Genomic DNA, 24,980 nt, shown 5'->3' on the forward strand with positions numbered 1-24,980 from the left:
TCAATATAATTATCATGCATTTTTTCAATTTTTTTGTTAAAAAACATTTACATTTAAATCGAATCAAAAAAAAAATCTATATATTTTGTTCGATTAGAAAAAAATTTTATTCATTTACTCATGAAGAAGTCACACGTCAATATATAATTTTTTTGTTAAAAAAAGTAAAAAATTACAAAAACTCGAATATATGGATAGAATTTCCTTTACAAATAAACAAACTAAATAAAAGAATAGATATTCTAGTTCTATTGAATGAAAAACCACACATACTTATTGAATGTAAAGCTCCTAAAATTTCTATAACACAAAAAGTTTTTGACCAAATTTCCATATATAACAGTGTAGTACAAGCTCCTTTTTTGATGATAAGTAATGGAATAAAAATTTTTATTTTTCAAGTAGATTCGTATAAAAAAAAGTTCTCATTCTTAAAAAAGATTCCATAAAATTTTATCCTAAGAAGACAGAGAAGACATGTAATGAATAAGATCTACTAATTTTGTGGAATAACCAACCTCATTATCATACCAAGAAACTATTTTTAAAAAATTTTGACTCAACATCATGCTAGAATTAGCATCAAAAATAGAAATTCTATCATCTCCTATAAAATCTGATGAAACAACAGCTTCTTCTGTATATCCTAATATTCCTTTTAATGTAGTTTCAGAAGCTTTCTTCATACAGTGTTTAACTTGATCATAATTAGTCTTATTTTTCAGAAAAACTGTAAAATCCAGAACAGATACGTCTGTAACAGGAACCCTAAAAGCCATTCCAGTTAATTTTCCATTTAAATTTGGTATAATTTTTCCGACTGCATTAGCGGCTCCCGTAGATGCAGGAATAATATTAGTTAATGAAGATCTTCCTGCTCTCCAATCTCTAGCAGAAACAGAATCAACTACTTTTTGAGTAGCTGTGGAAGCATGTATAGTGGTCATTAATCCCTCTAACACTCCAAAATTATCATCTAACACTTTGACAATTGGAGATAAACAATTCGTAGTACAGGAAGCATTTGATACTATTTTTTCATTTGGTTTCATTTTTGTATGATTAACTCCCATTACAAACATAGGAATATCATCTTTAGGAGGAGCTGATAAGATCACTTTTTTAGATCCTGATTTCAAATGTGCATTAGATAAATCTCTTGTTAAAAAAAGTCCAGTAGATTCAACAACATATTCTACATTTAAGTCTCCCCAATTGAGTTTATTAGGATCCTTTTGATTAGTTACTTTTACTCGTTTTTCATTTAGAACTAAATATTTTTCATCTTCTATCCGAATATTTCCTTTAAAGGAACCATGAACCGAATCATATTTTAATATATAAGCTAAATACTCTATAGAAACTAAATCATTTACACATACTACTTCAATATTTTCCCTATTTAAAGCAGATAATAAAACTAGTTTTCCTATTCTTCCAATCCCATTTATTCCTATTTTAATAGACATATTAAATAATTTTTTGATTTATTTTGTAAAATTAATTTTTAACTTTCAAGAAAGTCATAAAAGCAGATGATGGAATTTCCACTTTTCCTATCTTTCGCATTTTTTTCTTTCCTTTTTTTTGTTTTTCTATGAGTTTTCTTTTACGAGAAACATCTCCTCCATAACATTTATCAGTTACATTTTTTCTTAAAGCTTTAATAGTTTCTCTTGCTATAATTTTTCCAGATACAGAAACTTGAATAGGAATACTAAATTGATGTTTTGGGATTAATAAAGCTAATTCTTGACATATTTTTTTTGACAAAGAGTAAGCTTTATTTTTATGAACCAAAAGAGATAAGGGTTCTATTTTTTTATGATTAATCAATACAGTAATTTTTTTTAAATCTGAATTTCTATAACCAATAAAACTATAATCAAAAGAAGCATATCCTCTTGAAATTGTTTTCAATTTATCATAAAAATCAAATACAATTTCGGATAAAGGCATTTCAAATGTAATTTTTATTCTTTCAGATGTCAAATAATTTTGATTTTCAATCATGATTCCACGTTTACCAATACATAAAGATATTATACTTCCTATATAAATATCTTTAGTAAAAATAGAAACTAAAACGTAAGGTTCTTCTATTTTTTTAAATTTTTCCATTTCTGGAAAATCTGAAGGATTATTAATTAAAAGAACTTGATCATTTTTCATATGAACTTTATAAGAAACATTAGGAATGGTAAGAATTACAGAAATACCATATTCTCGTTCTAAACGATCTTTAACCACTTCCATATGAAGTAATCCTAAAAAACCGCAGTGGAAACCAAATCCTAAAGCAGGAGATGATTCACTACTAAAAGAAAGAGCCGAATCATTTAAATGTAATTTTTCCATAGAAGAATGTAATTCCTCATACTTATCGGAATCAACTGGATAAATACTTGCAAAAACCATAGGTTTAACCTCTTCAAATTTTTCTATAGCTTTAATAGAAGGATCATTATCATCTGTTATTGTATCTCCTACTTTTACTTCATAAGTATTTTTTATTCCAGAAACAACATATCCAACATCTCCCGTATTAATTCTATTTTTAGAAACACGTTTTAATTTAAGAGTCCCTATTTCATAAGCATAATAAACTTTTCCTGTGGACATGAATCGTAATTTCTGTCCTTTTCGAATAGAACCATTTTTGATTCTAAAAAAAGCTTCAACTCCTGTAAATGGATTATATAAAGAATCAAAAATTATAGCCTGCAAAGGGGCTTTTGGGTCTCCTTTTGGAGAAGGAATGCATGTAACAATTCTTTCCAAAATATTACTAATTCCTAGTCCATTTTTAGCACTGACAGGAATAATATCTTCCATTTTACATTGTACTAACTCCATTATCTCTTCCATAACTTTTTCAGAAATAGAATCCAATAAATCAATTTTATTCAAAATTGGAATAATAACAAGATTCTTTTTCAAGGCCAAAGAAAGATTAGATATAGTTTGAGCTTGTACACTTTTAGTACAATCCACAACAAGTAAAGCACCTTCACATGCAGCAATAGAACGTGACACTTCATAAGAAAAATCTACATGACCAGGTGTATCTATTAGATTCAGAATATATACTTGATCATTATATTTATATTCCATTTGAACAGCGTGACTTTTGATAGTTATTCCACGTTCTCTTTCCAAATCCATATCATCTAATAACTGATTTCGTATTCTTTTAGAAATAGTTTTTGTAAACTCTAATAAACGATCTGCTAATGTACTTTTTCCGTGATCTATATGTGCAATAATACAGAAATTGCGAATATAATGCATAATGAGAATTAGGTTAATAAACAAATCAAATAACCTTGAAGGGATTCGAACCCATACCATAGAAATCGGAATCCTATATTCTATCCTATTAAACTACAAGGTTGAATTAATTAAGAATTATTATTGAATAAATTCATCGTTTTTTGTAGTCCATTTGTTACAAATGAAAATACTATTTTTACCCCTATATCTAATTTAGAAAATAAAAAATTTATTTCTTCATTTTTCCAATTTTCTAATACATAATCATCTACCTTTTTTTTAAAATGATTTTTAATCCCAAAACGAAGACGTGCATAATGTGATGTTCCTATTTCTTTTTCTATGCTTTTTAATCCATTATGTCCTCCACTCCTTCCCTTTCCTCTTAAACGGAAAAGACCAAAATTAAGATAAATATCATCAGATATTATAAGAACATTTTTTAAGAAAATTTTTTCTTTCATCATCCAATATTTAACAGATAGACCACTATGATTAACGTAAGTAGAAGGTTTTAAAAAAAAAAGTAATTTTTTTTGATAACTGAATTTTGAAATGAATCCTAGTTTTTTTTTTGAAAAAGAAAGAAAATGTTTTTTAGCAATTTGATCTAAAATTAAAAATCCAAGATTGTGTCTTGTTTTTTCATAGAAATATCCAGGATTACCTAATCCAGTTATCAAAAATTTATCCATTTCAAATTTTTTGAAAAAATTTTACTGACTTAATCCATTAATGAAAAACTTCATATACAGTCATCCCTATATTTGCTGGAGATTTAACTATATGTATTCCATTTTTTTCCATTATATTCATTTTTGCTTGTGCTGTTTCTATTCTTTTTTCTATAATAGCACCAGCGTGTCCCATTGTTCTTCCTTTCGGAGCCGTTTGTCCTGCTATAAAACCTATTACTGGCTTTTTATTGTTCAATTTTTTTATCCATTCTGCCGCTTCAATCTCCAATCTTCCCCCTATTTCTCCTATCATAACAATACATTCAGTTTCTTTATCCTCTAAAAATAATTTCATAATTTCTTTTATACTCATTCCAATAATAGAATCTCCTCCTATTCCAATAGCTGTAGAAATTCCATAACCAAATTTTACAATTTGATCAGCAGCTTCATAAGTAAGAGTTCCTGATCTAGAAATTATTCCTATTTTTCCTTTTTTTCTAAAAACTGAGTTAGGCATAATTCCTACTTTAGATTCTTCTGTAGAAATAATTCCAGGACAATTTGGACCGATTAAACAAGACCTTTTTTCTTTTAATAAATGTTTTACTTTAATCATATCTGAAACAGGAATTCCTTCTGTAATACATACAATCACTTCAACATTCGCATAAATAGATTCAAAAATAGCATCTGAAGCAAAAGAAGAAGGGACGAAAATAACACTCACATTTCCTCCTGTTTTTTTTACTGCTTCTTCAACAGTATTAAAAATAGGAACTCCTAAATAAACCTTTCCTCCTTTTCCTGGAGTAATACCTCCTACTATAGGGGTTCCATAATTCATCATTTGTTCAGTATGAAATAAACCCTCTTTTCCAGTTAATCCTTGTACAATAACTCTAATGTTTTTATCTATCAAAATACTCATAATCTTTTCTAATTTATGCAAAATTTTTACTTTATAATTCTTTATTAAAAATTAATGTGATGCATTGATCTTAAAAAGTTATCCAAATAAGGAATCAATAATCTATTTTTTGTTTCTAAAAAATAAATTTTATTGGTGTTATTAACGGTATCTACTTTTTTAACAATTTCTGTGTTTTTCACTATTAAAATAACTGTAGAAGTCATTTTTAATATGAAAAAAAATAGTACACATTAATCCATTTTTTTAAAAAATCTATATTATTTTTATCAGTTTTTCTTTTATTCGTATTTGATCATAATTTATTTCATGAAATAAATTCCTTTATATAATAAATTCCGATAAAAAGTTAAATTACGCTTTAACCTTTTTAAATTTATACTTTATGGATTTTTTAATTTAGTTATTACAAATAACATATCCTTATTCTTTAAAAAAGAAATTATTTTATTCTTCTTTATCCCATTGTATATTGGAATCATTTTTTTAAATCAAAGTTTTTGTCAAAATTTGTCTTAATTTTTAACTACTTTTGCCATAACTTCTGCTTCTATCACAAGTTTATTATTTACGTAACCTTTTCCTTTCATATGAACTATTCCTCTTTTCATAGGTTCCAATAAATCAACTTTAAAAATGATTATGTCTCCAGGTACTATTTTATGTTTAAATTTAACTTTATCTATTTTTAAAAAATAAGTAGAATACAATTCAGGATTGTTTAATTTATTTAACACAAGTATTCCTCCTACTTGTGCTATAGCTTCTATCTGCAATACTCCAGGCATGATCGGTTCTTTTGGAAAATGCCCTATAAAAAACGATTCATTCATAGTTACATTTTTAACTCCTGTGACACTAGATTCCGTTAAATCTATGATTTTATCCACCATAAGAAATGGAGGTTTATGAGGCAAAATTTTCATGATCTTTTTTATATCTAAGATGGGATCCCTTGCTAAATTAAATTTAGGAATATCATTATTTTTAAATATTTTAACTTTTTTAATTAACTCCTTTAAGAATTGCATAATAATATAATTATCAGGCTTATAAAAAATCAATTTTCCTTTTAATTTAGCACCTGTTAAAGTTAAAAAACCTATAATATCTAAAAGAAGATGTTTAGCTATTTCATTAGATTCTTGATAGGTAAATGAAGAAAAATAAGATATAGGTTTTTCTTTCATTTTAAGTTGATTGATTGAAAATAAATTATTACCTTTTATAGATTTTTTAGTCATTTTTTCACGAAGAATACAAAAAGTTTTTGAATTAGCTATTTTTTGTTTAAACTGATCTAAATGTTTTAAAACTGCATTTTGTCCAAATTTTGAATCAAAATCTATTATAGTCATGATTTCAAATTTTTTAGCGGGGAAAGCCATGATTTCTGCTCCTGTTTTTTTATTTTCATAAGAAATAATTTCTTTTATCGAATAATATTTTCTGTTTGCATCTTGTTCTATTACTCCAACTTTTTCAATTGCTTCTACAAATAATTTTGAAGAACCATCCATAATAGGAATTTCTATGTTATCTAATTCTATAATAACATTATCTAAATCCATTCCTGTAAGAGCCGCAAGAACATGTTCAATCGTATAAATTTTAAATCCATTTTTTTCCAAAATAAGACCTTGATCTATTCTTTCTTTTAACAAGAAAGAAAAATGAGCCTTTATGCAAGGTTTTTCTTTGATATCTGTTCTAATAAAAATAAATCCTGTATGTTCTGGAGCTGGTTTAAAAGTAATAGTCACTTTTTTTTCAGTATATAAACCGAATCCTTGCAAAGAAATTTTTTCTGCAATAGTTTTTTGCTTTTCAAGCATATAATATATATATTAGATTTTTATTGAAAACAATAGGATATAAATTTATTCATAAGAAAGTATTAGAAAAATAAAAAACTTTATGTAATTTATTCATTGTTGATTATCTGTGTTTATATATGAGTCTTACAAAGCGTGTTACTTTTTTTTTTGTAGGTTTTATTATCGGAATTTTGATTCTGTTATTTTTTTCTCAAACATTTCGAAAAAGATTGAAAAATAAAAAAATAGTAGAAAAAAAAGACTTTCATAATCTTAGAAAACATGAAAAGAACTTATCAGCCTTCTAACAGAAAAAAAGTAAATGTTCACGGATTTATCAAACGAATGAATACGAAAGCAGGTCGCTTGATTATATCTAGAAGAAGAAAAAAAGGAAGAATAAAATTAGCAGTTTCTAATTTCAAAAAATAAAATTAAAAAATTCCACATCTCCAATTTCTGGATAGTTTTTTCCATAAAAAATTTGGCCTGGAGTAATAAATTCTTCATAAGCAAAAAAGTTGGATAAATCTCCTATATCAACGATTTTAGAAACAAAAGAAAGATTTTTTTTTTCAAAATCAAATTCCTCAAAATTCATTAGTCCTATATCAATTATAAATTGATTATCCCCTTTTTGTATTTGAACCTTCCGATATATTTTATCTAATAAAACATTTTTGTTTTCTGGAATGGAAAGATAATATTCATAGTCTTTTTCAAGATTATCGTTGTGATAAGAAACAAAATAAAATCCTGCAAGAATGGATAAAAAATTATATTTTCTAATTTTCTCTTTATGATTATCTTTAGGATAATTTCCTGCTTCAAACAATACACAAGGATAACCTAACTTTTGCAGATTATCTCCAGTTGCTGTAGGATAAAATTCATCAGAAAATCTACCCACTGATCCAACATCAGGTAATACCTTTTGAACTTCTTTCGCAATAAAATGTATAATTCCCATAGATTTTTTTCTATGAAAAAAATCATCATTTTGAGATGATACAGAAGGAGATAAAAAAGATAAAATTGCAGGATTAAAACATTCATTTCCAACATTATAAACACTTTTTTGATCATGTAAATTAAATAAAATATGAGGAGATTCTTTGTAAATCTCCTGAAAAAGAACTTGTATTTCTGGAGATTGTAAACGAATCGAATCTCTGTTTAAATCAATGTTTATAGCATTTCTTCTTTGAAATTTTTCAGATCCATCTGGATTCAACATTGGAATATATAAAATGGTTAAACTTTCTTTAAAAAATTTAACTAAATCATGATTTTCTTGTTTTGAAAGAAAATGAAAAATATCAAACATAGATTTTGTTCCAGTTGTTTCATTTCCATGCATTTGAGACCAAATAAATATTTTTATTTTTCCAATACCCCATTTGATTTTGAAAATTTCTCTTTTTTCTACAGAAAATCCTATAGGAGTAATAGAGCATATATTATTATATTTTTTTATAATTTCCAACAAATTATAATGTCTAAAAATTTTGGAAGGACTAATGCTTTTATCTTTAAAGGATTCATAACCATGAAATATAGATTTTATATCAAATAATGACATAATAAATTTATAATTTTTATCTTAAAAGAGTTCTATATTTATTTTAATTTTTTTATCTTTCAATAGCATCAAAAAAAATGGAAAGATTATGAAAATTATCAATAAATTTTTATCAATACTAAATTAAACGATTTTGTGGATTATTGATGTATGAATATCAAATATGAATATCAAAATTGTATTTTCAATCTCAAAAAAAATGAAATTAAGTTTCATCAGTTTTTTTTCTGTATTTTTTTCTGAAAACAGGACAAAATGAAATTTTTTGATTATGAAGAATTATTTTAAAATAAATTACATAGAGTCTATTTTATTAATAGTTGCATTTACTGCTTTAAATTTTTTCAATGCAATTTTTAGAAAGTTATTAATTTCTGTTAATTTACCTGAAAGTATGATATTTTCAATATCATATACTCTTCCTTTCATATTTTTATTTATTTTCATTTCTCATCAATCTCAAAAAAAAAATCTTATCATAGACTTGTCTATGAAATTTTCATCATGGTATATTTATTTTATTATTTTTTGCATGATGTTTTGTATGATTCTTCTCAACGAATATATTTCTTCATTGGTCCCGAGAGAAGGGCCTATATTAGGCAACATGTATAAAGAAATTGAAGATTTTTTGAAAGAAGAAGTTAAAAATCCAATTCCTTTTTTTTCCACTACAGTCTTATTAGCTCCTATATGTGAAGAAGTTCTTTTTAGAGGAATCATTTTAAATGGAATGTTAAAAAATAAAATACATCCAATCAAAGCCATTTTATTTTCTTCATTTTTATTTGGATTGACTCATATGAACCCATGGCAATTTGTAGGAGGTTTTTTTATTGGAAGTTTTATAGGATTCATTTATTTTGTCACATCTTCTATTATAGACTGTATATTATTACATATCTTTAATAATGCTTTTGCTGTATTTAACATGTTTTTTTTCATAAAAAATGAAGAGATTTCTTCACAAGAGATAGACCTAAATTTTTGGTTAATTTTGACGATTCTCTTCACTATAATAATTACAGGTAGTATTTTTCTCTTAAAAAGAAGAAGAAAAATATGAAAAAATTATTATCAAATATGATAAAAGACACTTCCAGAAAAGCAGAGTTTTTTTGTTTAAAAATCAGTGAAAAAGAAACTTATTTCTTGAAAAGAAAATTATCTAGAAAAATTTCAAAAAAAATTATTGAACACCAAGATTTTGGATATGATTCTGTATTCATTACAAATGATTATAAACATGAAATGAATAAAATCAGTCATAGAATCAAAACTTTCAATAACTTAATTCAGTTTCTAAATAATAGAAATTTTTAATAATGAAAAAACCTTCATTAACTATTTTGGGATGCCACTCTTCCATCCCAACAAATCAATTTCATCCCACTGCCCAAATATTGGAAATGAAAGGGTTTTCCTTTCTTATTGATTGTGGTGAAGGAACACAAGTTCAATTAAGAAAAGCAAAAATAAAATTTAACAGAATAATACATATATTTATATCTCATCTACATGGAGACCACTTCTTTGGATTGATTGGGTTGTTATCTACATTTCATTTATTAGGAAGAGAAAAATCTGTCATAATTTACGCTCCAAAAGGATTAAAAGAAATTATAGATGTTCATTTTAAATGGTCTTACACTAGACTAAAATACTGTATAGATCATATAGAATTATCATCTGAAAAATTGGAAAAAATCATGGAAAATGAAAAAATAGAAGTTTTTTCTATTCCATTAAAACACAGAATTTATGCTAATGGATTTCTTTTTAAAGAAAAACCTAGTAATAGAAAATTAAACATGGAAGAGATTAAAAAAATTACTGATATCAAAATTGTAGACTACAAAAATATAAAACAAGGAAAAGATTTTAAAACAAATGATGGAAGAATAATCCCAAATGAAAAATTAACGTTTGATCCTCCAAAAATATTGTCTTATGCTTTTTGTTCAGATACTTCTTTTTCTCTTTCTATAATTGAACATATAAAATATGTGGATTTATTATACCATGAATCTACTTTTTTAAAAACAGAAGAAAATAGAGCTATCAATACAGGACATTCTACAGCCAATCAAGCTGCTCATATAGCAAAAAAAGCCGAAGTCAAAAAATTGTTATTGGGACACTATTCAAATCGATTTCCTAATATCAAAGCATTCGAAAAAGAAGCAAAAGAAATCTTCTTTAATGTAGAAGCATCAGAACCCTTAAAAACATATTATTTATAATCTGAAATCACTCCATTTATTCTTCTTGAAGAATAAAAAGATATAATTGTCCCTATTGTAAGAATAATACTTATAACTATACAAGAATCTGACATTGTTATTTTTACAGGAAAAGGGATTTTTCCTATTGCTTTAATAATTTGATATTTCTTTTGTATGAAGGAAATTACATATGCCATAAATAATCCACTAAAACATCCAAAAATAGTAATTAGAAAACCTATATATAAAAAAATAGTTTTGATTTTGCATAAAGAAAAACCAATGTACCATAATGTAAAAAGTTCTTTTATTTTATCTAATTGCAAAATAAAAATAGCACTAAATAAATTGAATCCAGTAATCAATGTCATTAAACTAAATAGAAAATAGACAAATATTTTTTCTGTATTCAGAACTTTGTAAAAAGCTTTCTCTTTTTCTACTCGTGTTATTATATTAAAATTGGATCCAAATTTTTTTATCAAAATTTTTTTTATTTTTTGAATGTTAGCTTCTTTATGAATTCTTATTTCTAATGTTTGAATTCTCTTTTCTTTTATTATATTCTGAATTTCATATAAATTACAAAACAAATATTCTATATCCATTTTTCGATTGAATTGAAAAACACCTTTTATAGAAATTTTTTTTTGTATAAAAAATGGAATAAAAGTATTATGATCCTTTTTATAAGAAAAAAATAGGATTTTAGAAGGAATTTTGATCTGATTTCTAAATATTATTGGAAAATAAAATACCATAGAAGACCATCCTACATACACATTTAAATAACCAGGATATAAAGTATTTTTTAAATCTATTTTTTTAAATTTTTCCATAACTTTTTCATATTCTGGATCCACACCTTTTAAAGAAATAAAATATTTTTGATTATTATAATGCAAAAAAACTTTTTTTTCCATAGTTTTAGAAAAAGCTATGATTCCTTTTATAGATTTTATTTTTTTTTTTATGGTTACGTCGTCAGAAAATAAATCTCCTTTTTTAGAAGAAATGATAATGTCTGGATAATGAATCTGATAAAATTTTTTATTCAAATTTTCTAATCCAGAAAAAACAAATAAAATTATAGACAGAGAAAATGTGGAAACATTAAGAGATAAAACAGATAAAAAAACAATAACATTCACAATGTTCGTTTTTTTTTTAGAAAAAAAATAGCGTACAGCTATATAAAATTCTGTTTTCAAAAACTTAATCTTTTATTGAAACACGAAAATCTAATTTCGGTATTTTTTTCACACGATATCTAAGTCTTTTAGAAAGTAATTTTCTATAAAATCTAGATCTAGAACGTATAATTTCTAAAATTTTCTTATTTAAAGAAGGATAAATGCTGATATAGACTTTTATTAAATTCATATCGTGAGTTATGCATACTTTAATCAAAGTAACCAAAAATTTTTCGTTATTTTCATTTTGAATTTCTTCATTCAGAATTTCTGCTATTTCTATAGAAAATATTGAAGACAATTTTTCATTTTTAATGAGACTCATTTCTTTCATAAGATTTTTACTGAAATTATAGATGAGATGAAAAAAAATTACAAAAAATTTGTAATAGGAAAAATAATATTGTAAAATTGCAATAATCTCGTTATTTCACAGGTCCCATAGCTCAGTTGGTTAGAGCACCTGACTCATAATCAGGGAGTCGCTGGTTCAAATCCAGCTGGGACCATTTCGGTACTTTTTGTAACCGGGGAGGGATTCGAACCCACAACTTACAGTTTAGGAAACTGTTGTTCTATCCTATTTGAACTACCCAGTCTAATTTTTTTTGCTTGATAGAACAGAAACAACTGATCTATTTTTTTTTATTTTCTTAAAATAAACATATCCACTTTTTATAGCATATAAAGAGTGATCTTTTCCTATTCCTACATTTCTTCCAGGATGATGTTTAGTTCCACGTTGTCGAACTATTATGTTTCCGGAATTAGCGTATTGATTTCCATATATTTTAACCCCTAATCTTCTTCCAATTGAATCTCTTCCATTTCTAGAACTTCCTGAACCTTTTTTATGAGCCATTTTTAATTATTGTTTTTTTTCTAAAAAAGAAATTACTTTAATTTTTGAAAAGATAGGTCTAAATCCATTTTTTACTTTATATCCTTTTCTTCTCTTTTTTTTGAAAATAATAATTTTACTTCCTTTTATATGTTGTAAGATTTCTACTTGAACACTTATATTTTCTAAAAAAGGATCTCCAAAAAAGTGGATTCCTTTTTTAGAAAAGAAAAAAACTTGGTTTAAAAATATTCTATCTCCCAAATTCATAGAAGAAATATGAGGAACATAAACATATTTATTTTCAATAAGTTTGAATTGCTTCCCTTGTACATTTACAATAGCGTAATTCATAAAATTTTTAATACTTTAATAATAATTTCTTTGCTTTTAAAAGACCTTCAAATAAACAATCTATTTCTTTAAAAGTGTTATACACAGAAAAACTAGCACGAATCATCCCTGAAACTTTAAAAAAATTCATTAATGGCTGTGCACACAAATGTCCTGTACGAACAGAAATTCCTAAACGATCTAAAACACTTCCTACATCAAAACAATGTAATTTATTTAAATTAAAAGAAATAATACTGGATTTTTTAGAAAAATCTTTAAATTCTCCATAAAATTGAATTCCATCTATGGAACTTAAACGTTGGATCGCATATGACAAAAGTTTTTTTTTATAAGATTGTATATTTGATATCCCAATTTTTTCCACAAAATCTATAGCAGAACCCCATACAACTATTCCTTCTATATTTGGAGTTCCTGCTTCAAATTTAAAAGGTAAATCTGAATAAGTTGTTTTTTCAAAACTCACATTTTTAATCATTTCTCCCCCAAATTGATAAGGAGGAATGGTTTCCAATATTTTTTTTTTACCATATAATATTCCAATTCCAGTAGGTCCATACATTTTATGTGCAGAAAAAACATAAAAATCTGTATTTAAATCTTGCATATCCAAATCTAAATTAGAAGGAACTTGAGCTCCATCAATCAAAACTAACGCGCCATATTCATGAGATTTATCAATAATATATTTTATAGGATTAATTATTCCTAAAACATTAGATATATGACTAACAGATACTATTTTTGTTTTTTTTGAAATTAGAAATTCAAAATCTTTTAATTTGAAAAAACCATTTTCATAAATGGGGATTATTTTTAAAACAGCACCTTTTTTTTCACAAAGAATTTGCCATGGAACAATATTTGAATGATGTTCAGAACACGAAATAATAATTTCGTCTCCTTTTCCTATCAAATAACTGATACTATCAGCTACTAAATTAATAGATTCGGTAGTCCCTTTTGTAAAAATAATTTCTGAAGAATATTTTGCATGAATAAATTTCTGAATCTTTTTTCTTGTATTTTCTACTTGTATTGTAGCTTTTTGACTAAGATAATGCAATCCACGATGAACATTAGCATTCATTATAGAATAATAATTTTGAGAGGCTTGAATAACCTGTAAAGGTTTTTGAGTAGTAGCCGCATTATCTATATAAATCAAAGGATTTGAATAAACTTTTTCTTTTAAAATTGGAAATTGATTTCTTATTTTCTGTATTTCTTTTTCTGAAAACATATTATAAGTGTTGATTGAATTTTTTATTCATTTTTTGATATACAAATTTTTTCAATTCAAAAATATGAATAAGGTTTAATATCTCTTCCAAAAAAGAGAATAACAATAACATTTTTCCATTTTTTTCAGAAATTCCTCTTGATTGAAGATAAAACAACTCTTTTTCTTGAATATTTCCTACTGTGCAACCATGTGAACATTTCACATCTTCAGAATAGATTTCTAATTGAGGTTTAGTATACATAGACGCCTCATCAGAAAGAAGAATATTGCTATTTCTTTGAAAAGCATTTATCCCTTTAATCCGTTCATTAACGATTATTTTCCCATTAAAAATTCCCTTAGATTTATCAAATAAAATATTCTTGTATAATTGATAACTACAAGAATTGGAATATAAATGATCTATCAAAGTATGATTATCTACAAGTTGTTTTTCTGATAAAAGAGAAATTCCATATAAATAAGAATAAGTTTTTTCTCCACTGGAATAAAATTTCAAATTATTTCTAATAAAATTTCCTTGAAAAGAAAAAGTGTAAACGGAACATTTGCTATACTTTTTTTGTTTTAAAAATGTATTATCTATTATAGATGTTTCACTAAAATTGTCTTGTATCTTATAATAATCAATTTGACTATGATTTGAAGCATAAACTTCACTGACTGAATTTATAAAAATTAAATGTTTTTTTAAACATTTATGATGTTCAATCACTTTAACAGAAGAATGTTTTCCTACTATAATTAAATTTCTAGTATTCAAAAGAATTTTTTTGGATTCTAACCCAGTAGAAATATGCAATATTTCTATAGGTTTTTCTAAGAAAACATTATCAGGTATATAAATATATACTCCATCTTTTGAAAAAAGAGTATTTAAAGTATAGAAAACATTATATTGATAAGACAATTTTCCATAATAATTTTTAATTTGATTTTCTTCTTGCGAAGCTATATTTGATAATATAACATGATTTTTCAATCCATAGAGTCTAGAAAGAGAAGAATTGTATTTTCCATCTATAAAAATCAAAAGAAAAGATTTTTCTCTTTTCAAAAAAATTAATTTTTTAATTTTTTGGTATTCTGAATGTTTTACTTCTTTTTTTCCAAGAAAAACATGATAATCCTGATTTATAATTGGATTAATATCTATATTTTTCCACTCTTCATTTCCAGTAAAAGAGGAAAATCCTTTTTTTTTAAAAAAATCAATGTGTTTTTTTTGTAGAAAGGAAATATAAGAATTTTCTTCTTTTTTGGAAAAATATTTATCAATTAATAAAATTATTTTTTCTTTTAACTGCATTGAATTAAAATTATAACGAACAATCTTTTTTTTTGACAATCCAGTCATATCCCTCTTTTTCTAGTCTTTCAGATAATTTTTTATCTCCTGATTGAATAATTTTACCATTATATAAAATATGTACAATATAATCTGAAAGAATATGATCTAATAATCTCTTATAATGAGTAATAATTAAAACAGAATTTTTTTTATTTCGAAAAGTATTAATTCCCTGAGAAACTATACGTAAAGCATCTATATCTAAGCCTGAATCTACCTCATCTAAAATTGATAATAAAGGATCTAACATGATCATTTGAAATATTTCATTACGTTTTTTTTCTCCTCCTGAAAATCCTTCATTCAGGAAACGATAAACAAAATCTTTTTCAATATTCAATCTAGAAGATGTATCTTTTATTTTCAATAATATTTCTTTAGCAGATATTTTATTCAGATTTCTTGCTTTTCGTATAGAATTTATAGCTGTTTTAATAAAATTAATAACTGAAATTCCTGGGATTTCTATTGGATGTTGAAAAGAAAGAAAAATTCCTAAATGTGCACGTTCTTCTGGAGAGAAATTTATCAAATTTTTATCAAAAAAATAAATATTCCCTTCAGTTATTTTATACTCTTTTTTTCCGGCTATTACAGAAGCAAGAGTACTCTTTCCAGAACCATTAGGCCCCATTATTACATGAGTTTCTCCTGAATTAATTTCCAAATTAATTCCTTTCAGAACTTTTTTCTCTTCTATAGATACATGTAAATTTTTTATATTTAACATAATTTATTTGAACGTTACCCAACAGATCCCTCCAAAGATATTTCTAAAAGTTTTTGAGCTTCTACTGCAAATTCCATAGGCAATTTTTTTAAAATTTCACTGCTAAAACCATGAACGATTAAAGAAATCGCTTTTTCCGTATCAATTCCTCTTTGATTGCAATAAAAAATTTGTTCTTCTCCTATTCTTGAGGTAGTTGCTTCATGTTCTACTTGAGAAGTAGAATTATTATATACATTAATGTATGGAAAAGTATGCGCTCCACATTGATCTCCTATTAATAAAGAATCACATTGAGAAAAATTACGTGAATGAATGGCTTTAGAAGTTATTTTCACCAATCCTCTATAATTATTCTGTGCTTTTCCTGCAGATATCCCTTTTGATATAATTACACTTTTTGTATTTTTCCCGATATGTATCATTTTGGTTCCCGTATCTGCTTGTTGAAAATCTTTAATTAAGGCTAAAGAATAAAATTTACCCATAGAAAAATCTCCTTTTAGAATACAGGATGGATATTTCCAAGTGATAGAGGAACCTGTTTCTACTTGTATCCAAGATATTTTTGCTTTTTTTTCACATAATCCACGTTTTGTCACAAAATTGAAAACACCTCCTTCTCCTTTTTTATTTCCTGGAAACCAATTTTGAACTGTAGAATATTTGACTTCAGAATTGTCCAAAGCTATAATCTCTACTACAGCTGCATGTAATTGATTTTCCATTCTTTGTGGGGAAGTGCATCCTTCTAAATAACTCACATAAGAATCTTGATCTGCAATAATCAAAGTTCTTTCAAATTGACCTGTTCCATTTTCGTTAATGCGAAAATATGTTGATAATTCCATAGGACAACGAATTCCTTTTGGGATATAACAAAAAGAACCATCTGAAAAAACAGCTGAATTAAGAGCTGCAAAAAAATTATCCTTTTTTGAAACTACTGAACCTAAATATTTTCTAACAATCTCTGGATATTTTTTTAAAGCATCATTGATAGAACAAAATATAATTCCTTTATCTTTCAATTTTTTCTGAAATGTAGTGGCTAAAGAAACAGAATCTAATACTATATCTGTAGCTACTCCATAAAGTCCTTTTCTTTCTTCTATAGGAACTCCTAATTTTTCAAATGTATTTATTAACTCTGGATCTACTTCTTCTAACTTATTTAAGTTTATTTTTTTTTTAGGAGCGGAGTAATAACTTATTTCTTGAAATTTTGGAACATTGTATTTTATATTTGCCCATTTTGGAGGTTTCATTTTTTTCCATATATGATAGGATTCTAATCTCCATTCTAACATCCATGTTGGTTCATTTTTTTTTTCTGCTATTAGACGAATAATATCCTCATTTAATCCTATTGGAATTTTATCTGATTCTATTGGAGTATAAAACCCATATTTATACTCAGATTCAGTAAAATTTTTTAGTATTTTATTGTTTTCTTTCATTATGATTTATGATGAAAAACTTTTTCCACATCCACAAGTATGTTTTGCGTTAGGGTTTTTAAAATAAAATCCTTTTCCATTTAATCCATCTGAATACTCCAACGTTGTTCCTTCCAAATAAGGGACACTATTTTGATCTATCAATATCTTCATTTCTTGATGCTGAAAAAGTCTGTCTCCTTTTTGTTTTTTTTGATCAAAAGTCAGTTCATATGACATTCCTGAACATCCTCCACTTTTAACACCAAACCTTACGAAAGAAACATTATGAGAAACCCCTTCCTCTTTCATCAGAGAAATTAATTTATTTTTAGCTTTTTCAGATATAAAAACCATAATATTTTTAATTTTTTTTAAAGTTAAAGACAAAGATATATAATCAATTTTCATTATTTTCATTTAAAAAAAAAACGATTTTTGTGATTCCTTCTTTTATTCCCCATTTTTCTGACATTCCAGAATTAATTTCTAAAATATATTTTATTGTCGAAGGAAAATCAACTATTTCAAGTTCTCTCATAGGACTAACATCCTTATTCACAAAAATAATAGTATCAAATTGATTTATATAAATAATATCTAAAGGAATTCTCATATTTTTCATATCGATCTTCTTATATTCTTCTTGATTATTTAACAAAAACAACATTCCTCTATTTTTTTTCAAAAAAGATCTATATTTTAATCCATTCCTTTTTTCTGTATCTCTATCTGCTAATTCTATATCTATTTTTTTGATAATAGAATTTTTATTTTTCATATATAATTCTCCATGTTTAACAAATTCTATTTCCAATAGATCTCCTACACCCATATTTGGATCTAAAAAAAAATCATAATCACTTCTTTCAGAAGAAAGAAAAAAAAATGATAAAACCACTATCAGTGTAAAAAAAACATTAATTTTTTTCATTATGAAAAAAAATATTTTTTATTCTTGATTTAAGAAGAAATAATCCAAAAATAATACAAGGAATGCTTAGCCATTGCCCTGTGTTTAAATATAAAAAATCAAAAATTTCCTCTCCTTGTGGTTCTTTTAAAAATTCTAATAGAAAACGTGCAGACCAAAGAAAAGTGAAAAAAATACCAGATAAAAATCCATCATAAATCTTTTTTCTTTTATTTTTATATAAATGCCATAGAAATAAAAAAATAAATAGATAACTAATCGATTCATATATTTGTGCAGGATGTCTAGGAACTATTTCTCCATATTCTGTATCCATTTGTACGAACTTCACTGCCCAAGGCAATTTTGTATTACATGGTTTTCCCACTATTTCAGAATTAAAAAAATTTCCTATTCTAATAAAAAAAGCTGATATAGCTGCTGTTATGCATAATCTATCACAGATCCAAATAAAAGATTTTTTAAGTATTTTTTTACTATAAAAAAAACTTGATAAAATAATGCCTATAGTTGCCCCATGACTAGATAACCCTCTATAACCAATAAATTCATAACCTTTTATCAAACCTAATAAAGAGTGACGATTGTTTTCTCTGATAGGAAGTAATGCTTCTATCCAATGATCCGAAAAGTATGAAAAATCATAAAATAAAACTTGTCCTAACCTTGCTCCAATAATGGTTCCAAGGAAAGTGTATATTAACAAAGGATCCAAATATTTTTTATTTATATTTTCATTCTTATAAATAAACTTCATAATATACCATCCTAACAAAAAAGAAATGATAAACATTAGACTATAAATGTGAATAGAAAAACCTTTCCATAAAGAAAATTTATAAATAGGATCCCAATTAATATATTCTAACATTTTCATAAAAATTAAATCTTAGGAGGATCAAAACCTGAATCCACCCAAGGATTACATTTAATAATTCTTTTAATACCCATGAAAATAGCTTTAAAAATGTTCCATTTTTTTAGAGACTGAATCATATAATCTGAACAAGTGGGAATATATCTGCAGTTATTTCCTATCCATGGAGATATACCTATTTGGTATAATTGAATACTCTTTATAAAAAAATTTTTTATAATTTTCATGCAATAAAAATTTGATTTTTTTTAATGAAATTTAAAGAAGAACCAGCTTTAAACCATTGAATTTGCCTTTCATTATAAGAATGTTTTACTACGATCTTTTCTTTATCTCCATTACAATGAATTAATTCTACATCTATATTTTTTTTTGGAATAATATCTTTTATATAAAAATGAAAAATATCTTCTTCTTGAATTTTTTGATAATCAGAAGGATTTATAAAAGTTAGAGCTAAAACTCCTTGTTTTTTTAAATTAGTTTCATGTATTCTCGAAAAGGATTTAACAAGAACAACACAAACTCCTAAAAAACGAGGTTGCATTGCTGCATGTTCTCTTGAAGAACCTTCTCCATAATTTTCCTCTCCTACAATCAAAGTTTGTATATTTTTTGATTTGTAAAATTTTGCTATATCAGGAACCTTTCCATAACTTCCTGTTATAACATTTTTTATTTTGTTTCTTTTATGATTAAAAGCATTAACCGCCCCTATTAATAAATTTTCAGAAATTTTTTCTAGATGACCTCTATATTTTAGCCAAGGCCCAGCCATTGAAATATGATCTGTAGTACATTTTCCTTCAATTTTCATTAAAAGTCTTACATTAAGCAAATGATCTCCATTCCATGCTGGAAATGGAGATAAGATTTGTAATCTTTTTGAATTTTTTTTGATCATCACAGATAACTTATTTTTATCTACTGAAGAAAATTCATATCCTAATTCTTCTATTTTAAAATTTCTTCTAGGAAGTTCCATTGCTTTAGGTTCTTCAAACTTAACATATTCATCTATCTCATTTTTTAATGTATCCTTTCTAGGATCAAAAGTTAAATCACCAGAGAAAACCAAAGCAGTAACAATTTCCGGAGAAGCAATAAAAGCATATGTATTTGGATTCCCATCATTACGAGATGAAAAATTTCTATTAAAAGAGTGAATAATCGTATTTTTCAAATTTTTCTTACCACTTTTCCTAAACCATTGGCCAATGCAAGGGCCACAAGCATTAGAAAATATTTTTGCTCCAATATATTGAAAATCAGAAACAAATCCTTTTTCTTTCATCAAAGAGTAAACTTTCTTTGATCCTGGTGTTACTAAATATTCAGAAGAAATCTTTAATTTTTTATCTTTTGCTTGTTGAACAATGGATATTGCTTTTGATAAATCTTCAAAAGAAGAATTTGCACATGAACCAATTAATCCTACCTCTATCTTGGTTGGCCAATTATTTTTTACCGCTTCTTCTTTCATTTTAGAAATAGGAGTCGCTTTGTCAGGGGTAAAAGGACCATTTATGTATGGTTCTAAAACATTTAGATCTATTTCTATTACTTGATCATAATAATTACATGGATAACGATAAACTTCTATGTCTGCTTTCAAAAAATCTTTCATTCTTTCAGTCATGGTAGAAACTTTTTCTCTTCCATTTTTATCCAAATAACTTTTCATTCTAATATCATAAGGAAATAAAGAAGCAGTAGCTCCTATTTCTGCTCCCATATTACATATTGTCGCTTTTCCTACACAAGAAATATGATCAGTCCCTTTTCCAAAATATTCAATAATATGATTTGTAGCTCCTGAAACTCCAATCATTCCAGACAATTTTAATATTATATCTTTGGGAGAAGTCCAACCATTCATCTTTCCTTTTAAATGAACTCCAATTATTTTAGGAAATTTTAATTCTAAAAAATAACCAGACATAACCTCAGCAGCATCAGACCCTCCGACTCCTATTGCTAACATTCCTAAACCTCCAGCATTAGGAGTATGAGAATCAGTTCCTATAATCATCCCTCCAGGAAAAGCATAATTTTCTAAAACAATTTGATGAATAATACCTGATCCAGGCCCCCAAAAATCTATTCCATATTTGTGTGATGCTGATTTTAAGAAGTTATAAATTTCTTCATTTTCTTTTATAGCATTTACTAAATCTATCTTTGATCCACTTTTTGCATATATCAGATGGTCACAATGAATAGTAGTAGGCAAAAATGTCTTACATTTTTGTGTTTGCATAAACTGAAGTAACGTCATTTGAGCAGTTGCGTCTTGCATAGCAAGACGATCCGGTAAGAAATTCATGTAACGTTGATTTCTAAAATTTTTTGATTTAGAATCTATTTCTTTTATATCTAATAAATGAGAATATAAAATTTTCTCTGAATAAGTCAAAGGATGATCTATTATATTTCGAATCCTTTCAATTCGAAATTGAAAATTCGAATAAAAATTTCGAATCCTATCAAGATCAAAAACCATAAAATTATTTTTAGGTGAATTGTAATTTTCAAAAATTGTGTAACTTATGCAAGTTAAGACAATATCTAGATAAACTATGTTTTTTGTAAAAAAATATTTATTTTTTTACAAAAATCTAGTGGATTGTCTACATGAATCCAATGTTTCGATTTTTTTATGGTTATAATTTCTGCTTTTGGAAATAAATTTAAAATAGAATCATAATCTTTGGGTAAAAGATAATCTGAATTTTCTCCACGCAAAAAAAGTGAAGGGCCATTATATGATCCGTTTTCTATTTTCTGACGAATCAAACAATCATAATTTTTTTCAATTCCAAACAAAAAAAAATGAAACCCAAGTTTACCGTTTTTTTGTCTATGAGTACATTTAGAAAAAAACAATCTCATTTTTATATCAGGAATCCATGGTTTCAAAAAATCATCAAGATCTTTCCTTGTTTCTATGGTATCAAAATTAACTTTTTTTAAGACATGAATTAAATTTTCTTGATCTGCATTTATATAAACGTTAGGACTGATGTCTACAATGATTATTTTTTTTGGAAGAAAAGGATACTTGATAGAGAATTTCATCACAGCTCTACCTCCCATAGAATGTCCTAACAATATAGGATGATCTAACTTGTAATGGGATATATAATTCAATATATCTTTTGATATTACATCATAATCCATTTTTTCTGAAAAAAAACTCTTTCCATGATTTCGAATATCTATTAAATGGATTTGATAATTTTTGTCAAATTTTTTAGCAAAAGAATTCCAATTTTCTCCATTTCCAAATAATCCATGAAAAACTAGGATAGGATAACCAGATCCCAATATTTTAGAATGTAATATCATATAATTCTATAATGTTTCTTTATGAATTCTTTTTAAATAACTTTGAATTGTGTTTTCTAAGCCCATGTATAAAGATTCGCTAATTAAAGCATGTCCTATAGATACTTCTGCTAGATTCGGGATTTTACTAATTAAAAAAGAAATATTATCTAAATTTAAATCATGTCCAGCGTTGACAAGCATATGGTTATTAATAGCCTCTTTCGCTGTTTCAATATATGGATTGATACAATTCCATTCTTTTTTAGCATATCCTACAGAAAAATTTCCAGTATACAATTCTATTCGATCCGCTCCTGTTTTAGCCGCATATATAACCAATTTAGGATCTGGATCTAGGAATATAGAAGTTCGAATTCCATGATTTTTTAATATTTTTATTTTTTGAGTTAAAAATTTACAATAGTAAATCGTGTCCCATCCTGAATTTGAAGTAATTGCATTATCTTGATCAGGTACTAAGGTTACTTGATCAGGTTTAACATTCAATACGAGTTCCATGAATTTTTCAGTAGGTCTTCCTTCAATATTTAATTCCGTTTTTATCACAGAATTAATATCGTAAACATCCTGATATGTAATATGTCTTTCATCAGGACGTGGATGAATAGTTATTCCTTGACATCCGAATTTTTGGACATCTATTGCTATCTGCAAAAGATTGGGAATATTTCCACCTCTTGCATTTCTTAATGTCCCTATTTTATTTAAATTAACACTTAACTTAACCATTTTAAAAAAATTCTTTCTTAGTGACTTGTGTTACTTCTAAATTAAATTCTCTAGCAGCTGTTAGCAAATGATCAAAAACACTGGCTTGTATTTGTTCATATTTAATGGATTCAGATGTGTTTGTAAAACAATATAATTCAACAGGAAGGCCATAAGGAGTCGGCTCTAAGTGTCTTACCATAAGGGTTTCTGATTGTGATATTCGTGGATGTTGATGCAAATATTCCAATGCATATTGACGAAATAGACCAATGTTTGTTAACCTTCTTCCATTAAGATCTATGCGAATATCAACATTTTTTTCTTTGTTGAAAATATTTATTTCTTTTTGTTTTTTTTGAATATAATTTTTAATTAAGTAAACATGTTGAAATTTTTTTAATTTATCTGAGTTACAAAAATGAAAAGATTGTATATTAAATAAAATAGACCTTTTGATTCTACGTATGTTCTTTTGACGCATAACTTCAAAATTAGTTACAGCAGTAGAAATTAAATCATAAGTGGGGATACTGGTTATAGTTTTGTCAAAATTTTCTATTTTTGCAGAAGTTAAATTGATTTCTATAACCGTTCCTTCTATACTATATTTTGGTATTCCTATCCAATCACCGACCTTTATCATTTTAGTAGATGCCATTTGTACACCAGAAACAAATCCAAGAATAGTGTCTCTAAAAACTAATATAACAATAGCTGTTATGGCACCTAAACTGGTAAGTACAGTGATTAAATCATTTTTTGTAAGAATAGCAATGATAACTAAAACGCAAAATATGATGGATATAATTTTTAGCAATTGTGAAAAAGAGCGGACTGCTATGGTTTGATGATTATTTTCACTTGTAGCTATTCTCATGATGGAATTTACAACTCTAATTAAAAATTGTAAAACGATTAAAACAAATAAAATATCGAATGTTTTTTCCAAATAAATGACAATTGTATGATAACTTCTAAAAAAAGGTTCAATTAATAGAAACCCAATAGACAAAGGAAAAAAATGGGATAAACTATCAAAAACTTTATTTTCATATAAAATATTATCCCAAACAAAATGAGTAGAGGACACAATTCTTCTTCCTATAAAACGGACACCTCTATTGAAAATAAATTTTAGAATTATTAATAATACAGTAAAAAATAAAATTTTACCAATTACAATAAGAGTTATAGTCCCCCATTTTTTCAAATCTAAATTATGAGGAAACTCATAAATTTCTTGAATTTGAAAAATTTTTGCTAATATTTTTTCAGTTTTATAACACATAAACTAAATTCTTCTTCTATTTTTATGATCTTATAAGTTTTTTTCAAAAATTTTATTTTTATTTCTTATGTTTTGCTAGATTGAATAATATAATAGATATTGAATTTATTTATTGTGAAAGATAAAAATTTTGATTCAATTTTTAAATTTTAAATTT

28 protein-coding genes and 3 tRNA genes are annotated in these 24,980 nt (G+C 25.8%); 6 read left to right on the plus strand and 25 right to left on the minus strand.

Annotated features, from left to right (window positions below):
• Positions 1–14: 14 nt before the first annotated feature.
• Positions 15–449 carry a type I restriction enzyme HsdR N-terminal domain-containing protein gene (locus tag H0H67_RS02985; protein ID WP_185859293.1) on the plus strand — a complete coding sequence of 145 codons (435 nt, stop codon included), beginning with the start codon at positions 15–17 and terminating at the stop codon, positions 447–449.
• 9 nt (positions 450–458) lie between these two features.
• Here the strand turns inward: H0H67_RS02985 and gap are convergent, their stop codons facing one another.
• The 6 genes from gap to H0H67_RS03015 form a co-directional block, all read right to left on the minus strand.
• Positions 459–1,469, minus strand: coding sequence for a type I glyceraldehyde-3-phosphate dehydrogenase (gene gap / locus H0H67_RS02990; protein WP_185859294.1), 1,011 nt, complete (start codon positions 1,467–1,469; stop codon positions 459–461).
• Positions 1,470–1,500: 31 nt separating this feature from the next.
• Positions 1,501–3,291 carry a translation elongation factor 4 gene (gene lepA, locus H0H67_RS02995; protein ID WP_185859295.1) on the minus strand — a complete coding sequence of 597 codons (1,791 nt, stop codon included), beginning with the start codon at positions 3,289–3,291 and terminating at the stop codon, positions 1,501–1,503.
• Positions 3,292–3,321: 30 nt separating this feature from the next.
• Positions 3,322–3,394 (minus strand) — tRNA-Arg (locus H0H67_RS03000).
• A gap of 7 nt (positions 3,395–3,401) precedes the next feature.
• Entirely contained in the window at positions 3,402–3,968 is a 567-nt protein-coding gene (gene pth / locus H0H67_RS03005) for an aminoacyl-tRNA hydrolase (RefSeq protein ID WP_185859296.1), read from the minus strand.
• A 37-nt stretch (positions 3,969–4,005) separates the two neighbouring features.
• A complete protein-coding gene (gene sucD / locus H0H67_RS03010) occupies positions 4,006–4,881 on the minus strand; it encodes a succinate--CoA ligase subunit alpha (protein WP_185859297.1) in 876 nt (291 codons plus the stop codon).
• Positions 4,882–5,396: 515 nt separating this feature from the next.
• Complete coding sequence (locus H0H67_RS03015) at positions 5,397–6,716, minus strand: bifunctional UDP-3-O-[3-hydroxymyristoyl] N-acetylglucosamine deacetylase/3-hydroxyacyl-ACP dehydratase (RefSeq protein ID WP_185859298.1); 1,320 nt, start codon at positions 6,714–6,716, stop codon at positions 5,397–5,399.
• 264 nt (positions 6,717–6,980) lie between these two features.
• Here H0H67_RS03015 and rpmH point away from each other — a divergent pair, with 264 nt between their 5' ends.
• Complete coding sequence (rpmH, locus tag H0H67_RS03020; RefSeq protein WP_185859299.1) at positions 6,981–7,130, plus strand: 50S ribosomal protein L34; 150 nt, start codon at positions 6,981–6,983, stop codon at positions 7,128–7,130.
• Here the strand turns inward: rpmH and H0H67_RS03025 are convergent.
• Together H0H67_RS03025 and H0H67_RS03165 are read right to left on the minus strand one after the other, a co-directional pair.
• The gene (locus H0H67_RS03025) at positions 7,120–8,280 is read right to left on the minus strand and encodes a M14 family zinc carboxypeptidase (RefSeq protein WP_185859300.1); all 1,161 of its coding nucleotides are present in this window, start codon (positions 8,278–8,280) and stop codon (positions 7,120–7,122) included. The two genes, rpmH and H0H67_RS03025, sit on opposite strands and share 11 nt — an antisense overlap.
• Positions 8,281–8,574: 294 nt before the next feature.
• Positions 8,575–8,727: a hypothetical protein gene (locus H0H67_RS03165; RefSeq protein WP_238784570.1), complete on the minus strand. Its 153-nt coding sequence runs from the start codon at positions 8,725–8,727 to the stop codon at positions 8,575–8,577.
• A 97-nt stretch (positions 8,728–8,824) separates the two neighbouring features.
• On the opposite strand from H0H67_RS03165, the gene H0H67_RS03030 reads away from it, so the two are divergent.
• From H0H67_RS03030 to H0H67_RS03040, 3 genes are read left to right on the plus strand one after another with little or no spacing between them, the layout of a single operon-like run.
• The gene (locus tag H0H67_RS03030) at positions 8,825–9,346 is read left to right on the plus strand and encodes a CPBP family intramembrane glutamic endopeptidase (protein ID WP_238784571.1); all 522 of its coding nucleotides are present in this window, start codon (positions 8,825–8,827) and stop codon (positions 9,344–9,346) included.
• The gene (locus tag H0H67_RS03035) at positions 9,343–9,603 is read left to right on the plus strand and encodes a non-canonical purine NTP pyrophosphatase (protein ID WP_185859302.1); all 261 of its coding nucleotides are present in this window, start codon (positions 9,343–9,345) and stop codon (positions 9,601–9,603) included. Before H0H67_RS03030 ends, H0H67_RS03035 begins: the two co-directional genes overlap by 4 nt.
• Before the next feature lie 2 nt (positions 9,604–9,605).
• On the plus strand, positions 9,606–10,523 hold the full coding sequence (locus H0H67_RS03040) for a ribonuclease Z (protein WP_185859303.1): 918 nt from the start codon (positions 9,606–9,608) through the stop codon (positions 10,521–10,523).
• On the opposite strand, the gene H0H67_RS03045 is transcribed toward H0H67_RS03040, so the two are convergent.
• A complete protein-coding gene (locus tag H0H67_RS03045; protein WP_185859304.1) occupies positions 10,514–11,716 on the minus strand; it encodes an ABC transporter permease in 1,203 nt (400 codons plus the stop codon). The genes H0H67_RS03040 and H0H67_RS03045 overlap by 10 nt on opposite strands.
• A gap of 4 nt (positions 11,717–11,720) precedes the next feature.
• Positions 11,721–12,032 carry a ribosome-binding factor A gene (locus tag H0H67_RS03050; RefSeq protein WP_185859305.1) on the minus strand — a complete coding sequence of 104 codons (312 nt, stop codon included), beginning with the start codon at positions 12,030–12,032 and terminating at the stop codon, positions 11,721–11,723.
• 101 nt (positions 12,033–12,133) lie between these two features.
• Between H0H67_RS03050 and H0H67_RS03055 the strand changes: the two genes are divergently transcribed.
• Positions 12,134–12,207: transfer RNA gene (locus tag H0H67_RS03055), tRNA-Ile, on the plus strand.
• 15 nt (positions 12,208–12,222) lie between these two features.
• On the opposite strand, the gene H0H67_RS03060 is transcribed toward H0H67_RS03055, so the two are convergent.
• The 15 genes from H0H67_RS03060 to H0H67_RS03130 form a co-directional block, all read right to left on the minus strand.
• Positions 12,223–12,297 (minus strand) — tRNA-Arg (locus tag H0H67_RS03060).
• Positions 12,297–12,560 (minus strand): 50S ribosomal protein L27, encoded by a 264-nt coding sequence (gene rpmA, locus H0H67_RS03065; protein WP_185859306.1) that lies wholly within the window; start codon positions 12,558–12,560, stop codon positions 12,297–12,299. The genes H0H67_RS03060 and rpmA overlap by 1 nt, the downstream gene beginning before the upstream one ends.
• Before the next feature lie 6 nt (positions 12,561–12,566).
• Positions 12,567–12,893, minus strand: a complete 327-nt coding sequence (gene rplU / locus H0H67_RS03070; RefSeq protein WP_185859307.1) for a 50S ribosomal protein L21 — start codon at positions 12,891–12,893, stop codon at positions 12,567–12,569.
• Positions 12,894–12,900: 7 nt separating this feature from the next.
• Entirely contained in the window at positions 12,901–14,139 is a 1,239-nt protein-coding gene (locus H0H67_RS03075) for an aminotransferase class V-fold PLP-dependent enzyme (protein ID WP_185859308.1), read from the minus strand.
• Between the two features lies 1 nt (position 14,140).
• On the minus strand, positions 14,141–15,490 hold the full coding sequence (sufD, locus tag H0H67_RS03080) for a Fe-S cluster assembly protein SufD (RefSeq protein WP_317168101.1): 1,350 nt from the start codon (positions 15,488–15,490) through the stop codon (positions 14,141–14,143).
• Positions 15,462–16,223: a Fe-S cluster assembly ATPase SufC gene (gene sufC / locus H0H67_RS03085; protein WP_185859309.1), complete on the minus strand. Its 762-nt coding sequence runs from the start codon at positions 16,221–16,223 to the stop codon at positions 15,462–15,464. The genes sufD and sufC overlap by 29 nt, the downstream gene beginning before the upstream one ends.
• A gap of 14 nt (positions 16,224–16,237) precedes the next feature.
• Positions 16,238–17,683, minus strand: coding sequence for a Fe-S cluster assembly protein SufB (sufB, locus tag H0H67_RS03090; protein ID WP_185859310.1), 1,446 nt, complete (start codon positions 17,681–17,683; stop codon positions 16,238–16,240).
• Positions 17,684–17,689: 6 nt separating this feature from the next.
• Positions 17,690–18,019 carry a HesB/IscA family protein gene (locus H0H67_RS03095; RefSeq protein ID WP_185859628.1) on the minus strand — a complete coding sequence of 110 codons (330 nt, stop codon included), beginning with the start codon at positions 18,017–18,019 and terminating at the stop codon, positions 17,690–17,692.
• Positions 18,020–18,062: 43 nt separating this feature from the next.
• On the minus strand, positions 18,063–18,596 hold the full coding sequence (locus H0H67_RS03100; protein WP_185859311.1) for a DUF192 domain-containing protein: 534 nt from the start codon (positions 18,594–18,596) through the stop codon (positions 18,063–18,065).
• A complete protein-coding gene (lgt, locus tag H0H67_RS03105) occupies positions 18,583–19,473 on the minus strand; it encodes a prolipoprotein diacylglyceryl transferase (protein ID WP_238784572.1) in 891 nt (296 codons plus the stop codon). The genes H0H67_RS03100 and lgt overlap by 14 nt, the downstream gene beginning before the upstream one ends.
• 5 nt (positions 19,474–19,478) lie before the next feature.
• Positions 19,479–19,700 (minus strand): membrane protein insertion efficiency factor YidD, encoded by a 222-nt coding sequence (gene yidD / locus H0H67_RS03110; RefSeq protein ID WP_185859312.1) that lies wholly within the window; start codon positions 19,698–19,700, stop codon positions 19,479–19,481.
• Positions 19,697–21,976 (minus strand): aconitate hydratase, encoded by a 2,280-nt coding sequence (locus tag H0H67_RS03115; protein ID WP_185859313.1) that lies wholly within the window; start codon positions 21,974–21,976, stop codon positions 19,697–19,699. The genes yidD and H0H67_RS03115 overlap by 4 nt, the downstream gene beginning before the upstream one ends.
• A gap of 74 nt (positions 21,977–22,050) precedes the next feature.
• Positions 22,051–22,821: an alpha/beta fold hydrolase gene (locus H0H67_RS03120; protein ID WP_185859314.1), complete on the minus strand. Its 771-nt coding sequence runs from the start codon at positions 22,819–22,821 to the stop codon at positions 22,051–22,053.
• Positions 22,822–22,827: 6 nt separating this feature from the next.
• Positions 22,828–23,553 carry a pyridoxine 5'-phosphate synthase gene (locus H0H67_RS03125; protein ID WP_185859315.1) on the minus strand — a complete coding sequence of 242 codons (726 nt, stop codon included), beginning with the start codon at positions 23,551–23,553 and terminating at the stop codon, positions 22,828–22,830.
• Position 23,554: 1 nt separating this feature from the next.
• Positions 23,555–24,823 carry a mechanosensitive ion channel family protein gene (locus tag H0H67_RS03130; RefSeq protein WP_185859316.1) on the minus strand — a complete coding sequence of 423 codons (1,269 nt, stop codon included), beginning with the start codon at positions 24,821–24,823 and terminating at the stop codon, positions 23,555–23,557.
• Positions 24,824–24,980 lie beyond the last annotated feature (157 nt).

The sequence above is a fragment of the Blattabacterium cuenoti genome, assembly GCF_014251575.1.
Lineage (GTDB): Bacteria > Bacteroidota > Bacteroidia > Flavobacteriales > Blattabacteriaceae > Blattabacterium > Blattabacterium cuenoti_N.